This window comes from Caulobacter endophyticus, assembly GCF_029543245.1.
In the GTDB taxonomy this organism is placed as follows: domain Bacteria; phylum Pseudomonadota; class Alphaproteobacteria; order Caulobacterales; family Caulobacteraceae; genus Caulobacter; species Caulobacter endophyticus_A.
In genome coordinates, this window is the sequence record NZ_JARQWV010000026.1 from 1 (window position 1) to 14,646 (window position 14,646).

Genomic DNA, 14,646 nt, shown 5'->3' on the forward strand with positions numbered 1-14,646 from the left:
GGTGTGGGGGGGTGGGGGTGTTTTTGCTGCGGCTCGGGGGGTGGGGGGGGGGGGGGGGGGGGGGGGGCGGCGGGGGGGGGGGGGGGGCCCCCCCGGCCGGCACGGCGCCCAGTCTCGCCCCCTCCACCGCTTCGCGGTCCCCCTCCCCCGCAAGCGGGGGAGGAGATCTGAACAGACAAACGCCCGGGCGCCCTGCTCCCGGGCGTTTTCTTTTGCCCGCGCCTCTGACAGCGTTATCGTCAGAAAATGGGCGATGACACCGGTAGACAAAGCAGCGATCCGCCGCTTAAGTGACCGGTAACAAGCCGACGCGGCGTCAGTTCGCGCGGCCAGTACCCGGGAAGGAAAATTCATGGCCGACCTCAGCCGACGCGGAGCCCTGTTGCTGACGGGCGGTTCGCTACTGACGGGAGCGGCCGCCGCCACCCTGCCCTCCGCCGCCTCGGCCGAAGGCGTCGGCTCCCTTCCCGCCAAGCCCAAGTCCGGCCCGACCTGGACCAAGGGCGTCGAAGGCCAACGCAAGGCCGACCTGGGCGACGGGACCTTCCTCAACCCGATCCTGGCCGGCGACCGGCCCGACCCGTCGATCCTCAAGGACGGCGACGACTACTACATGACCCACTCGTCGTTCGACGCCTATCCGGGCCTCTTGATCTGGCACTCGAAGGACCTGGTGAACTGGGCGCCGGTGGGCCCGGCCCTGAAGACCAACATCGGCTCGGTCTGGGCGCCGGAGCTGTGCAAGCACAAGGGCCGCTACTACCTCTACATCCCGGCCAAGTTCCCCAAGAACAACACCAGCTACGTGATCTGGGCCGACAAGATCGAAGGCCCCTGGTCCGAGCCGATCGACCTGAAGCTGCCCGGCTATATCGACCCCGGCCATATCGTCGACGAGAACGGCGAGCGCTGGCTGTTCCTGTCGGGCGGCGACCGCATCAAGCTGGCGCCCGATGGCCTCTCAACGGTGGGCAAGCCCGAGCACGTCTATAATCCCTGGCGCTATCCGGACGACTGGGACGTCGAGGGCTTCTCGCCCGAGGGCCCCAAGGTCATGAAGAAGGGCGAGTACTTCTACATGATCACCGCCGTGGGCGGCACGGCCGGCCCGCCGACCGGGCACATGGTCATCGCCGCGCGCGCCAAGTCGCTGGGCGGCCCGTGGGAGAACCACCCGAAGAACCCGCTGGTGCGCACCGTCGACAACGCCGAGAAGTGGTGGTCGCGCGGCCATGCCACCCTGGTCGAGGGCTCGGCCGGTGAGTGGTGGACCGTCTATCACGGCTACGAGAACGGCTTCTGGACCCTGGGCCGCCAGACCCTGCTGGCCCCGGTCACCTGGACCAAGGACGGCTGGTTCGACATCGGCGGCGGCGACCTGGCCAAGCCGATCAGGAAGCCCAAAGGCGGCACGGCCGTGCCGCACGGCATGGCGCTGTCGGACGACTTCTCGACCGACAAGTACGGCGTGCAGTGGAACTTCTTCGACCCCAAGCCGGGCGAGCAGGACCGCATCAGCCGCTCAAACGGCGTGCTGACGCTAAAGGGCGCGGGCGAGGCCCCGTCGACGGGCTCGCCGCTGATCTTCGTCAACGGCGACCAGGCCTATGAGATCGAGTGCGAGATCGAAATCGATCCGGAGACCCGCGCCGGCCTGATCCTGTTCTACGACCGCCAGCTCTATTGCGGCCTGGGTTTCGACGCCAAGAACTTCGTCACCCACCAGTACGGCATCGAGCGCGGGCGTCCCGCCAATCCGCATGGCTCGAAGATGCTCATGCGCCTGCGCAACAACCGCCACATCGTCGCCTTCCACACCAGCGGCGACGGCGGCAAGACCTGGAAGCGGTTCGACCGCGGCATGGAGGTCAGCGGCTACCACCACAATGTGCGCGGCGGCTTCCTGATGCTGAAGCCGGGCATCTACGCCGCCGGCAAGGGCTCGGCTCGGTTCCTGAACTTCAAGTACCGCGCGCTGGACTAGTTTTCAGATCCTCCCCATCCCCTTCATCGTCATCCCGGAAAGCGCGCAGCGCTTATCCGGGACCCAGGGGCCAAGCGCAGTGCGGCGGCCCCTGGATCCCGGCTCTCCGCTTCGCTACGCCGGGATGACGAGCCATTTTGGAGCTGACATTAATGAAGTCCCTCCTCCTCGCCGCCGTCCTGGCGACCGCTCCCCTCGTCGCTCACGCCCAGGCGCCCGAAGCCGAGCCGCCGATGTTCCGGGCCGTGAAGATCGTGCTGATCGGCGACTCCACCACCGCCGTGATCGGCGGGTGGGGCCCCAGCTTCTGCGGCCAGCACCTGACCTCGTTCGCCGCCTGCATCAACCTGGCGCGCGGCGGCCGCTCCAGCGGCAACTACCGCACCGAGGGCTCGTGGCGGCTGGCCATGAAGGAGATCGGCTCGGGAGGGTTCACCGACACCTATGTGCTGATCCAGTTCGGCCACAACGACCAGCCGGGCAAGCCGGGCCGCTCGACGGACCTCGCCACCGAATACCCCGCCAACCTGAAACGCTATGTCGAGGAGGTCCGCGCCGCCGGCGGCAAGCCGGTGCTGGTCACGCCGCTCACCCGTCGGCAGTTCCAGGACGGCAAGCTGATCGACGACCTCGCCCCGTGGGCCGAGGCCACCCGCAAGGTCGCGGCCGAGACCAAGACCCCGCTCGTCGACCTGCACGCCAAGTCCTACGCCGCCGTCCAAGCGATGGGCGCGGCGGAAGCGACCCGGTTCGCCCAGCAGCCGCCCCCGGCCGAGGTGCTGGCCGCCGCCAGGACCGGCACCACGATCAGCGCCCAGCCGGCGACTCCTGCGACGCCAGGCGCGGCGCCCGCTCCAGCCGCCAAGGCCCAGAACAACGCCGCCGTCGAGCCGATGGGGCAAGCCAAGCTGTCGTTCGACTACACCCACCTGGGTCGCGACGGCGCCGACTATTTCTCGAAGATCGTCACCGACGAACTGGCCGTGGCCGTTCCGGCCCTGCGGCGGTATCTGGTGCCGTAGGATGCGGATCAAAACTCGGGATCCTGACCGTTTTTCACCGAGCATCCCCGCGAAGGCGGGGATCCAAGCTGGATTTCAGGACCAAGCACAAACGCCGAGCGCACCGCGGATTCGGCTTGGGTCCCCGCCTTCGCGGGGAAGGACGGGTTTGGAGCTGAAACGCTCCGAATCCTGACGCCGACCGAAGACTCCGCTTTCGAAGGAAACCGCTTACCCCAGAAGGCAGGTCAGGACCGCCTTCATCACGCTGGCCATGGCCTTGCGGTCCTGTTCCGGGTGATTGACGCTGCGGATGACCAGGCCGTCGAACATCGCGCCGATCAGTTCGGTGCGGGCGGCGAACTCGGCCTCGCTCCATTCGGGCTTGCGGCTGCGCGCCAGCATCTGGCTGGCCAGGGCGCGCTCCTGGTCGTCGGCGGCGCGGACGATGGCGGCGACCTTGGGATTGCGCGAAGCCTCGGCCATCACCTCCAGCACCAGCGGCGCGCGGCGCGGGTCGTAGCACTTGCTGACCGCCTCATCGATGTGGTCGAGCATGGCGTCGAGCAGCGTGCCCGGCCGGCTTTCCAGTTCGGCGAACTTCTCGCGCATCTCGGCCAGGTCCTGGGCGACGATCGCCGCCACCATGGCTTCCTTGTTCTCGAAGTAGCGATAGATCTGGCCAACGCTCAGGCCCGCGGCCTTTGCGATCTCGGCCATGCTGGCGCCATGGAAGCCGGCCTGGCGCACAACGTCGCAGGCCGCATCCAGAATCTGTTGCCGCCGCGCCTCGGGCGTCGGCTTGGCGTTTGAACTCACGTCGACCATCGAGCGGTCCCGTTCTCCATTACATTTCCGTCAGGTCAACTGGGCCGACAGGACGGGGTGTTGACTTCGCCTTACCCCGGGCCTATGTCCAGCGCAATTGAGAATGAACGTTCATTCTCAAATTGTTCATCATAGGCGCGTCGTCAAGGGGACCTCCCCTCCTTGCGGCAGCCTGTCGCTCCGGGGATATCCATGGCTATCAAACGTCCGCTCGCCGCTTCGGCGGTTCTTCTGGCGGCTGTCTCGCTCACCCTCGCCGCCTGCGGGCAAGGCAAGGGCGGAGCCGCGGGCGGCATGGGCGCGGGCGGTCCCACGCCCGTGGGCGTGGTGGTCGTGAAGACCGAGCCGGTGACCCTGACCAGCGAACTTCAGGGCCGCACCTCGGCCTATCTGGTCTCGGAAGTGCGTCCGCAGGTCGGCGGCATCGTGAAGGCCCGCCTGTTCCAGGAAGGCTCCTACGTCCGCGCCGGCCAGCCGCTCTACCAGATCGAGCCGGCGACCTTCCAAGCCTCGGTCAACAGCGCCCAGGCGGGCCTGGCCCAGGCCCAGGCGACCTACACCGCCGCCAAGCTGAAGGCCGACCGCTACAAGGAACTGGTCGCCGTCAACGCCGTCTCCAAGCAGGACAACGACGACGCCCAGGCCGCCGCCCAGCAGGCCCAGGCGAACGTCGCCGCCCAGAAGGCCGCGCTCGACAACGCCCGCATCAACCTGGGCTGGACCCGCGTGGTCGCCCCGATCTCGGGCCGTATCGGCAAGAGCTCGGTGACCCCCGGCGCCCTGGTCACGGCCAGCCAGGCCACCGCCCTGGCCACCATCCAGAACCTCGACAAGGTCTATGTCGACCTGACCCAGTCGTCGGCCGAGCTGCTGCAGCTGCAGCGTGATCTCGCCGGCGGCCAGATCGGTCGTTCGGGCTCGGCCCAGGTCAGCCTGAAGCTGGAAGACGGCTCGACCTATCCGACCCAGGGCCGCCTGGAGTTCTCGGACGTCACCGTCGACCAGACCACCGGCTCGTTCGGCCTGCGCGCCACCTTCGACAACCCCAACGGCACCCTGCTGCCGGGCATGTACGTCCGCGCCACCCTGGGCAAGGGCGTGGCCTCCAACGGCGTGCTGATCCCGCAAGCCGGCGTCAGCCGCGACCCGAAGGGCAACGCCACGGTCACCGTGGTCGGCGCCAAGGGCGTGGCCGAGATCCGTCCGATCACCGTCGGCCAGACGGTCGGCGACAAGTGGCTGGTGACCTCCGGCCTGAAGGTCGGCGATCAGGTCATCGTCGAAGGCCTGCAGAAGGTCCGTCCTGGCGCGCCCGTGAAGGCCGCCGTCATCACCGCTCAACGCTAAGGCCGGCCCACAATGCTGTCCCGTTTCTTCATCGACAGACCCATCTTCGCATGGGTGGTCGCGATCGTGATCATGCTGGCGGGGGCGCTCGCCATCCGCACGCTGCCGATCGCGCAGTATCCCGAGATCGCCCTGCCGCAGGTCTCGGTCTCCGCCAACTATCCGGGCGCCTCGGCCAAGACGGTCGAGGACAGCGTCACCCAGGTCATCGAACAGAAGATGAAGGGCCTCGACGGCCTGGATTACATGTCGTCGACCAGCGACAGCTCGGGCTCGGCCACGGTCACCCTGACCTTCAAGGCCGGCACCGACATCGACATCGCCCAGGTGCAGGTCCAGAACAAGCTGCAGACCGCCACCGCCCTGCTGCCGCAGGAAGTGCAGCAGCAAGGCCTGACGGTCGCCAAGTCGGCCCGTAACTTCATGATGGTCGTCGGCCTCTATTCGGAGAACGACAAGACCACCAACACCGACCTCGCGGACTACATCGCGTCCAACATCCAGGACCCGCTGAGCCGCGTCGACGGCGTGGGCGAAGTGCAGCTGTTCGGCGCCCAGTACGCCATGCGCATCTGGCTCGACCCGAACAAGCTGTCGTCCTACAGCCTGACGCCTTCGGACGTGTCGGCGGCCATCCAGGCCCAGAACGCGCAGGTTTCGGCCGGCCAGCTGGGCGGCACGCCCAACCTGCCGGGCACGGGCCTGAACGCCACGATCACGGCCCAGTCGCGCCTGCAGACGCCCGAAGAGTTCGAGAACATCATCGTCAAGAACAGCACGGGCGGGGCTCTGGTCCGCCTGCGCGACGTCGCCCGCGTCGAGCTGGGCGCCGAAAGCTACGTCTCGACCGCGAAGTTCAACGGCCGTCCGGCCGCGGGTCTGGCCATCCGCCTGGCCCCCGGCGCCAATGCTCTGGACACCGCCAAGGCGGTCAAGGAGCAGATGGCCACGCTCGAGAAGACCTTCCCGGCCGGCTACAAGTACGTCGTTCCCTACGACTCCACGCCGTTCGTGGAACTGTCGATCCACGAAGTGATCAAGACGCTGGTCGAAGCCATCATCCTGGTCTTCATCGTCATGTTCCTGTTCCTGCAGAACTGGCGCGCCACCCTGATCCCGACCATCGCCGTCCCGGTCGTGCTTCTGGGCACCTTCGGCATCCTCGCGGCCTTCGGCTACTCCATCAACACCCTGACCATGTTCGGCCTCGTGCTGGCCATCGGCCTCCTCGTCGACGACGCCATCGTCGTGGTCGAGAACGTCGAGCGGGTGATGAGCGAAGAGGGTCTCTCCCCCGTCGAGGCCACGCGCAAGTCGATGGGCGAGATCACCGGCGCCCTGATCGGCATCGCGCTGGTCCTGTCGGCGGTGTTCGTGCCGATGGCCTTCTTCAGCGGCTCGCAAGGCGTCATCTACCGCCAGTTCTCGATCACCATCGTCTCGGCGATGATGCTGTCGGTCGTGGTCGCCCTGGTGCTGACGCCGGCGCTCTGCGCCACCATGCTCAAGCCGCATGACCGCGCCCACGGCGAGGCTCTGCGCACCGATCATCCGGGCGCGCTCGGTGCGGTGGCCAACCTCTTCAACCGCTTCTTCAACTGGTTCAACCGCAGCTTCAACGACGTCTCGGGACGCTATCAGGGCGGGGTCCGCAAGATCCTCGGCCGCAGTGTCCGCTGGATGGCCATCTACGGCGTGATCATCCTGGTCATGGGCCTGCTGTTCGTCCGCCTGCCCAGCGCCTTCCTGCCGGAAGAAGACCAGGGGATCATGATCACCCTCGTCCAGCTGCCGCCGGGCGCCACCGAGGAACGCACCCTGGGCGTCCTCGACCAGGTCCGCAGCCACTTCATGGACGAAGAGAAGGACGCCGTGCAGTCGGTGTTCACCGTCTCGGGCTTCAGCTTCAGCGGCGCGGGCCAGAACGCCGGTCTGGCCTTCGTCCGCCTGAAGGACTTCGACGAGCGCAAGGCCGCCAACCTCAAGGCTCCGGCCGTCGCCGGCCGCGCCATGGGCAAGTTCCTGCAGATCCGCGATGCGATGGTGTTCGCCGTCGTGCCGCCGGCCGTGCCGGAACTGGGCACCTCGTCGGGCTTCGACTTCCAGCTGCAGGACATCGGCGGCGTGGGCCATGACGCCCTCACCGCGGCCCGCAACCAGGTCCTGGGCATGGCTGGCCAGGATCCCAACCTGGTCGGCGTGCGTCCCAACGGTCAGGAAGACACCCCGCAGCTGAAGATCGACATCGACCAGGCCAAGGCCGGCTCGATGGGCCTGACCACGGCCGACATCAACGCGGCGCTCAGCGCGGCGTGGGGCGGCTCGTACGTCAACGACTTCATCGACCGCGGCCGGGTCAAGAAGGTCTACATGCAGGCCGACGCGCCCTACCGCATGAAGCCTGAAGACCTGAACAACTGGTACGTCCGCAACAGCAGCGGCCAGATGGTGCCCTTCTCGGCCTTCGCCACGACCCGCTGGGTCTACGGCTCGCCGCGCCTGGAGCGCTATAACGGTCTGTCGTCGATGAACATCCAGGGCGCTCCGGCCCCGGGCAAGAGCTCGGGCGACGCGATGGCGGCCATGGAGAAGATCGCCGCCCAGCTGCCGGCCGGCATCGGCTTCGAGTGGACCGGCCTGTCGGCCCAGGAACGTGAAGCGGGCAACCAGGCTCCGGCCCTGTACGCGATCTCGATCCTGGTGGTGTTCCTGCTGCTGGCGGCCCTCTACGAGAGCTGGTCGATCCCGCTGTCGGTCATCATGGTCATCCCGCTCGGCATCGTCGGCGCCCTGCTGGCGACCACCCTGCGCGGCCTGAGCAACGACATCTACTTCCAGGTGGGCCTGCTCACGACCATGGGCCTGGCGGCCAAGAACGCCATCCTGATCGTCGAGTTCGCCAAGGAGATCTTCGAGCGCACCGGCGACCTTGTGGAAGCCACGCTGGAAGCCGTCCGCATCCGTCTGCGTCCGATCATCATGACGTCGCTGGCCTTCGTCTTCGGCGTGCTGCCGCTGGCGACGTCCAACGGCGCCGGCTCGGGCAGCCAGCACGCGATCGGCACGGGCGTCATCGGCGGCATGTTGTCGGCGACCATCCTGGCGATCTTCTTCGTCCCGCTGTTCTTCGTGATCGTCGAACGGATCTTCAAGCCCAAGCCCCGTCACCACGACGAGGCCCCCGCCACCCCGGTGGAAAGCCACTGAGATGCTTCGTAACCTGACCCTCACCCTGCTGGCGGCCAGCGCGCTGACCGCCTGCACCATGGCCCCGAAGTACGAGCGACCGGCCCTGCCGGTCGCCACCACCTGGCCCACGGCTTCGGCCAACGGCCAGACGGCTTCGGCCGGCGACCTCGCCTGGAAGCAGGTGTTCGAAGACCCCCGCCTGGCGGGGACCATCGACCTGGCTTTGGCCAACAACCGCGACCTGCGGGTCGCGGTGCTCAACATCGAGCAGGCCCGCGCCACCTACCGCATCCAGCGCGCGGCCCTGCTGCCGACGGTCAACGGCACGCTCTCGGGCACCAAGAGCGAGACCCCGACGGCGGCCTCGGGCTTCGGCTCGGCCATCGGCGGCACCGGCGCGCTGGAGATCGAGAACTACAACGCCAATGTCGGGATCACCTCGTACGAGCTCGACATCTTCGGGCGGGTGCGCAGCCTCAAGGACCAGGCGCTGCACAGCTACCTGGCCACCGAGGAGACCGCCCGCGCGACGCAGATCAGCCTGATCGCCGAGACGGCCAATGCCTGGCTGACCCTGGCGGCCGACCAGGACCTGCTGGCCCTGGCCAAGGACACGCTGAGGAGCCGTGAAGACAGCCTCGCCCTGGTCCAGCGCCAGTTCGACGTCGGCGCGGCCTCGCAGCTGGACCTGCGCACCTCGCAGACCCTGGCCGAGACCGCCCGTTCGGACGTCGCCACCTACACGGCCCAGGTCGAGCGCGACAAGAACGCCCTGCGCCTGCTGGTCGGTACGGAAGTTCCGGCCGACCTGCAGCCGGCCGGCGGCCTGATCACCGCCCAGATCCTTCCCGATCTGCCGGCGGGCGTGGCCTCGGACGTGCTGACCCGTCGTCCCGACGTGCTGGCCGCCGAGCACCAGCTGATGGGCGCCAACGCCAATATCGGCGCGGCCCGCGCGGCCTTCTTCCCGCGCATCAGCCTGACCGGCTCGTACGGCAGCGCCAGCGCCGATCTGGACGGCCTGTTCAAGAGCGGCACCAAGGCCTGGAGCTTCGCGCCCAGCATCAGCGTGCCGATCTTCGCCGGCGGGGCCAACAAGGCCGGGCTCGACAGCGCCAAGGCCGGCCAGAAGATCGCCGTGGCGACCTACGAGAAGACCGTCCAGACGGCCTTCCGCGAGGTCTCCGACGCCCTGGCCACCCAGGCCACGATCGGCGACCGCCTGGCCGCCCAGGAACGGGTGGCCGCGGCCGCCGCGGACACCGCGCGCCTGACCAAGCTGCGCTACGACCGCGGCGTCGACAGCTCGCTCGTCCTGCTCGACGCCCAGCGCACGCAGTATTCGGCCCAGCAGGGCCTGATCAACGCGCGCCTGGCCCGGGCCAGCAACCTGGTCACGCTCTACAAGGTCCTCGGCGGCGGCGCTCCCGCCGGCAAGGGGTCCTGAACTGACCGGGGAGGGTAAGACCCCTCCCCCAACCGATCCCCGCGCGACGGTGCGGGGCTGATCGCGGCGGCATCCCCCCGGACACGCCGCGACCGGAAGGGGCGCATCACCCCCCAATCCCAGATGCGCCCCTTCCACCCTTCGTCTTCCTGAAAATCTGTCCAGCGCCCTGCGCGGTCCTCTTCCTTCGACAAGCTCAGGATGAGGACCAAGGCCAAGGCTGTTCACTCGACGACCTCACCCTGAGCTTGTCGAAGGGCCGCCCGCCGCCTCCAGCCGCGCATGCAGGCCGTCGAGCCGGGCCGCGCAGGCCGCCCGGATCGCCGGGTCGACCTCGGCCCGCTTGGCCGCCCCGTCCGGCGCGAACGCCCGCTCGGGCGCCTTGGCGTCGATCGCCGCCGCCGCCGTCATCACCTCGTGCTCAAGCGCATCAGGCGCCCAGCCGAAATGCGGCAGCACGCGACCCGCCACCGCCCCCGGCAGCGTCTCGTAGCTGACCAGCAGCCCCGTCCCGTCGGCCGCGAAGGCCGCCAGCATCGCCTCGCCGATCGCCGCCAGCACCGCGGCCTGGTAGTCGGCGTCCGGCGTCGCCGGCTCGGCCAGGCCGAACACCGCGGGCGCCACCACCTGCGGAACCATCTGCATCCCCGGCGAGCGGGCGTGCGAGACCATCACCTCGGCCGGCGAGCGGTAGAGGTGCAGCCAGGGTGTCGTCGGAAACGCCTCGCGGAAGAGGTCGAAGTCCAGGGCGTGCCAGCAGTCCAGCTTGAGAAACAGGCGCTCGTCTCCCGCCCCGCGCGCCCGGCCCAGCGCCGCCACCACGCCGCGCAGCAGCGCGACCTTGCGGTCCCGAGGCAGGTCGCCCCGCACCACATGATCAATCGGCGCGGCCTCCGACAGCACGGTCGCCCCCGTCGGCGCGCCCAGCATCCGGCCCAGCAGGGTCGAGCCGCAGCGCGACATGTGGAAGACGAGGCCGTCGGGCGCCGGTCCCGCCAGCCCCTCCAGCGCCGACAGCGGCGTGCGCAGGCGCAGCAGCCGGTTCAGCGGCGCCGACCAGACCTTGGGCACGCTCTCGCCGAAGAACGATTCCTCCAGCCGCCGCCCGCCGAAGAAGGCCCAGTCGACGGCGTCCTCGCCTGGCGAGACGGCGACCGGCAGCCAGCCGGCCGGCGGCGCGGCCGGGCGCGCAACCACGCTGCGCCGGGCCAGTCGTTCGGCCAGTCCCGGCGCGGCCATCCCCCAGCCGGCGGCGAGCGCCTGCGCCTCACGGGCGAACTCCTCGTCGCGAAACAGGTCGGCCAGCCCGGCGCAGGCGCCGACGTCCTCGGCCAGCCGCGCCATGAAGGCGTCCAGATCCCGCGTCGCGTCCGCCGTAAGTTGCATGCCCGCCCCTGGCCCTTGTCGGCTGAAGGGCGGCACAATAGGCTCGGGCGATGGGATTTCCAGACCGCCTGAAGCTGCCGCTCGCCTTCGATCCGATCCGCCTGCGCGCCGACCTTGAGGCCCTGACCGCCGGCGCGGACTGGATCGCCCACTTCGTCACCCAGAACTATGACGGCGACTGGAGCGTCATTCCCCTGCGCTGCCAGGCCGGCGCCAGCCATCCGGTGATGATGATCTATTCGGATCCCGGCGCGACGGCGTTCGAGGACACGCCGTTCCTGGCCCCCTGCCCCTATTTCCGCGAGGTGATCGCCGCCTTCCCGTTCCAGGCCACCAGCGTGCGGCTGATGAAGCTGGCCCCCGGCTCGGTGATCAAGACCCACCACGACGAGGACCTCGACGCCGGCTCGCTGCTGGTGCGCTTCCATGTGCCGGTGGTCACCAACCCCGACGTCGACTTCCGCCTCAACGGTCGCCGGGTGGCGATGGAGGCCGGCAGCGCCTGGTACCTCAAGCTCACCGACCCCCACAGCGTCGCCAATCACGGGACCGAGGACCGCGTGCATCTGGTGATCGACGGCTACGTCAACGACTGGGTGCGGGGGTTGTTCGATAGGGTTTCCCCTCTCCCCCTGCGGGAGAGGGTGGCCTCGCAAAGCGAGGTCGGGTGAGGGGTCGATGACCGGCCCCGCCGCGAAGGCGGGCAGGCCTGGCACGGCGTCCGATATCTGAGAGACCCCTCATCCGTCGGCTTACGCCGACACCTTCTCCCGCAAGGGGAGAAGGACTCGCGACCTACGCCCCGAGCAGCGTGAACTGCGCGTTCAGCCCGTCCACGGCGCTACTCGCCACCCAGACGTCGAACACGCCAGGCTCGGCGGTCCAGCGGTCGCCGTCGCCGAAGAAGGTCAGGCTGCCCCGCTCCAGCTCGAAGGTGATGTCGCGGCCCTCGCCCGGCTTCAAGTTCACCCGCAGGAAGCGCTTGAGCTCGCGCACCGGCCGGGTGCGGCTGGCCACCCGGTCGCGGGTGTAGAGCTGCACCACGTGCACCCCCTCGCGCCTGCCGGTGTTGGTCACCCGGGCGCTGACCTGCAGCTTGCCGTTCCAGGCCAGGGTCGGCGACGACAGCTTCAGGTTCGAGAGAGCGAAGGTGGTGTAGGCCAGGCCGTAGCCGAACGGGTACAGCGCCTCGTTCTTCACCGTGCGCCAGCGGGCCTTGTACTCCTGGATCTCGCTGTCGGCCGGGGCCGGGCGGCCCGTCGTGCGGTGATTGTAGGCGTAGGGCTGCTGGCCGCTCTCGTAGGGAAAGCTGACCGGCAGTCGGCCGGACGGGTTCACCGCGCCGAACACCACGTCGGCCACGGCATGGCCGGTCTCGGTCCCTAAGAACCAGGTGGCCAGGATCGCCGGGGCGTTCTTCACCGCCCCGTCCAAAACGAGCGCCCGGCCGTGGCGCAGCAGCACGACGGTGGGCTTGCCCACGGCGGCCACCGCCTCGGCCAGCATCATCTGCGGCTTGGGGATGCCGATGTCAGTGCGCGACTGGGCCTCGCCCGACATGTTCTGGCCCTCGCCGACCGCCAGCACGACGATGTCGGCGACGCGGGCGGCGGCCACCGCCGCCTCGATCCCGCCGGGGATGGAAGCCTCGACGTCGCTGCCCTTGACGGTCTGCAACAGGTTGGGGTCGGCCATGGCCTGCCGGAAGCCCGTGGCCAGGTCGACGCCCAGGCTCTTGTCGCCGAAGAAGGCCCAGGGCCCCAGGATGTTGTCGCGGTCGTCGGCGAACGGCCCGATCAGGGCGATGCGCTTGCCCGCGCGCGGCAAGGGCAGGAGATTGCCGTCGTTCTTCAGCAGCACGATCGAGGCCGCGCCCGCCTCGCGGCTCAGGGCGCGCATGGCCGGGGTGGCCGTGCGGGCGGCCTGAGCCTTGGGGTCGATCGAGCGGAACGGCTGGTCGAACAGGCCGATGGCCTCCTTCAGCATCAGCACCCGACGCACGGCCTGGTCGACCACCGCCATCGGCACCGCGCCGCTCTTGACCAGCTCGGGCAGGTAGCGGCTGTAGAGCCCGCTCTGCATGCTGATGTCGACGCCCGCCAGGATCGCCAGGCGCGCCGCATCGCGGTCGTCGGCGGCATAGCCGTGAGCCACCAGTTCCTGGTCGGCGGTGTAGTCGGAGATGACCACGCCCCTGAAGCCCCACTCGGTGCGCAGCAGGTCGGTCAGCAGGCGCTTGTTGGCCGTGGCCGGCACGCCGTTGATGTCATTGAAGGCCGACATCACCGTCAGGCAGCCCGCCTCGAAGGCGGCCTGGAACGGCGGCAGGTGCACCTCGCGCAGCGTGGCTTCCGACAATTCGACGGTGTTGTAGTCCATGCCCGCGGCCACCGCGCCATAGGCGGCGAAGTGCTTGGCGCAGGACAGCATCGAATCCGGCGCCTTCAGGTTCGGCCCCTGGAAGCCGCGCACCCGGGCCTGGGCCAGCGCTTCCCCTAAGAACACGTCCTCGCCCGAGCCCTCGGCCACCCGGCCCCAGCGCTCGTCGCGGGCCACGTCGACCATCGGCGCGAAGGTCCAGTGCAGGCCGTGGGCCGTGGCTTCCTGCGCGGCCGCGCGGGCGGTGCGATAGGCCAGCGGCGGATCGAAGCTCGCGGCCTCGGCCAGCGGGATCGGATAGACGGTCTTGAAGCCGTGGATGACGTCGGCGGCCAGCAGCAGCGGAATGCCCAGGCGCGAATGCTCCACGGCCGCGGTCTGGGCCAGCAAGGCGCCCTCGACACCGACGCCGTTCATCAGCGTGCCGATCTTGCCCGCTCTGGTCTCGGCCAGCAGCTGCTGGGTGTTGCGCAGGTTGACGGCCGGGTTCATGTCGCCCACCGGCGGGCGGATCATGTCGGCGTAGCACGACAGCTGGCCGGCCTTCTCGTCGATGGTCATCTGCGCGATCAGCGCCTCGACCCGCTGGGAGCCCCTCGCCTGCGCCGCCGACCGGCCGGCCACCGCCAGCCCGGCCAGGCCCGCCGCCCCTGCCACCAGTCCGCGACGGCTGATCCCTTCAAGCGAAGCTTCTCGCCGATCCATAGAATCCCTTCCTACCGTGTCGCGGGCGGCAACCTCGCCGACCGGGGCGCGTCGCGCAACGCCTCGCCCCTCATCGGGCGAACCTGTGACGGCCGCTTGCGTTATCAGTCTGGCTGAAGGGAGACCCGACCATGTCCGCTCAATGGCGCATCGAGATCCGGCTGGGCGACGGCCACGCCCCGCTGCGCAGCGTGCTCGTCGAGGCCGACACCGAAGTCGAGGCCCTGCGGCAGGTGCTGGCCGAGGCCGAACGCGACCATGTCGCCGCCGAGGAGCTGCTGCTGGACGGCCAGGAAGAGGTGTTCTCGCGCACCGAAGTGCTCGACGGCCACGTGGAGCATCAGGCCCAGGCCTGACGCTCGCTCGCCCATCGGGCTTGT

Annotated in this window: 10 protein-coding genes and 1 pseudogene; 7 read left to right on the forward strand and 4 right to left on the reverse strand. The window is 69.2% G+C overall.

What is annotated here, in order from left to right; translation table 11 throughout:
* The first annotated feature begins 352 nt into the window (after positions 1-352).
* The gene (locus P7A99_RS20920; RefSeq protein ID WP_277795683.1) at positions 353-1,984 is read left to right on the forward strand and encodes a family 43 glycosylhydrolase; all 1,632 of its coding nucleotides are present in this window, start codon (positions 353-355) and stop codon (positions 1,982-1,984) included.
* A gap of 55 nt (positions 1,985-2,039) precedes the next feature.
* Here the strand turns inward: P7A99_RS20920 and P7A99_RS20925 are convergent.
* Positions 2,040-2,103 (reverse strand): annotated as a pseudogene (locus P7A99_RS20925) (hypothetical protein); the annotation flags it as partial.
* Between the two features lie 33 nt (positions 2,104-2,136).
* Between P7A99_RS20925 and P7A99_RS20930 the strand changes: the two are divergent.
* Positions 2,137-3,006: a rhamnogalacturonan acetylesterase gene (locus P7A99_RS20930; protein WP_277795684.1), complete on the forward strand. Its 870-nt coding sequence runs from the start codon at positions 2,137-2,139 to the stop codon at positions 3,004-3,006.
* Positions 3,007-3,216: 210 nt separating this feature from the next.
* On the opposite strand, the gene P7A99_RS20935 is transcribed toward P7A99_RS20930, so the two are convergent.
* Positions 3,217-3,813 (reverse strand): TetR/AcrR family transcriptional regulator, encoded by a 597-nt coding sequence (locus tag P7A99_RS20935; RefSeq protein ID WP_277795685.1) that lies wholly within the window; start codon positions 3,811-3,813, stop codon positions 3,217-3,219.
* A 192-nt stretch (positions 3,814-4,005) separates the two neighbouring features.
* Here P7A99_RS20935 and P7A99_RS20940 point away from each other — a divergent pair, with 192 nt between their 5' ends.
* Genes P7A99_RS20940 through P7A99_RS20950 form a run of 3 tightly spaced genes read left to right on the forward strand, consistent with a single transcriptional unit; the run spans position 4,006 to position 9,796 of the window.
* A complete protein-coding gene (locus P7A99_RS20940) occupies positions 4,006-5,160 on the forward strand; it encodes an efflux RND transporter periplasmic adaptor subunit (RefSeq protein ID WP_277795686.1) in 1,155 nt (384 codons plus the stop codon).
* Between the two features lie 12 nt (positions 5,161-5,172).
* The gene (locus P7A99_RS20945; protein WP_277795687.1) at positions 5,173-8,367 is read left to right on the forward strand and encodes an efflux RND transporter permease subunit; all 3,195 of its coding nucleotides are present in this window, start codon (positions 5,173-5,175) and stop codon (positions 8,365-8,367) included.
* 1 nt (position 8,368) lies between these two features.
* Complete coding sequence (locus P7A99_RS20950) at positions 8,369-9,796, forward strand: efflux transporter outer membrane subunit (protein ID WP_277795688.1); 1,428 nt, start codon at positions 8,369-8,371, stop codon at positions 9,794-9,796.
* 237 nt (positions 9,797-10,033) lie between these two features.
* On the opposite strand, the gene P7A99_RS20955 is transcribed toward P7A99_RS20950, so the two are convergent.
* Positions 10,034-11,182 (reverse strand): aspartyl beta-hydroxylase, encoded by a 1,149-nt coding sequence (locus P7A99_RS20955; RefSeq protein WP_277795689.1) that lies wholly within the window; start codon positions 11,180-11,182, stop codon positions 10,034-10,036.
* 50 nt (positions 11,183-11,232) lie between these two features.
* Between P7A99_RS20955 and P7A99_RS20960 the strand changes: the two genes are divergently transcribed.
* Positions 11,233-11,853, forward strand: a complete 621-nt coding sequence (locus tag P7A99_RS20960) for an aspartyl/asparaginyl beta-hydroxylase domain-containing protein (RefSeq protein WP_277795690.1) — start codon at positions 11,233-11,235, stop codon at positions 11,851-11,853.
* Positions 11,854-11,977: 124 nt separating this feature from the next.
* Here P7A99_RS20960 and P7A99_RS20965 read toward each other — a convergent pair whose 3' ends face one another.
* Positions 11,978-14,266, reverse strand: coding sequence for a glycoside hydrolase family 3 N-terminal domain-containing protein (locus P7A99_RS20965; protein WP_277795691.1), 2,289 nt, complete (start codon positions 14,264-14,266; stop codon positions 11,978-11,980).
* Between the two features lie 131 nt (positions 14,267-14,397).
* Here P7A99_RS20965 and P7A99_RS20970 point away from each other — a divergent pair, with 131 nt between their 5' ends.
* Positions 14,398-14,622: a hypothetical protein gene (locus tag P7A99_RS20970; protein ID WP_277795692.1), complete on the forward strand. Its 225-nt coding sequence runs from the start codon at positions 14,398-14,400 to the stop codon at positions 14,620-14,622.
* The last annotated feature ends 24 nt before the right edge of the window (positions 14,623-14,646 follow it).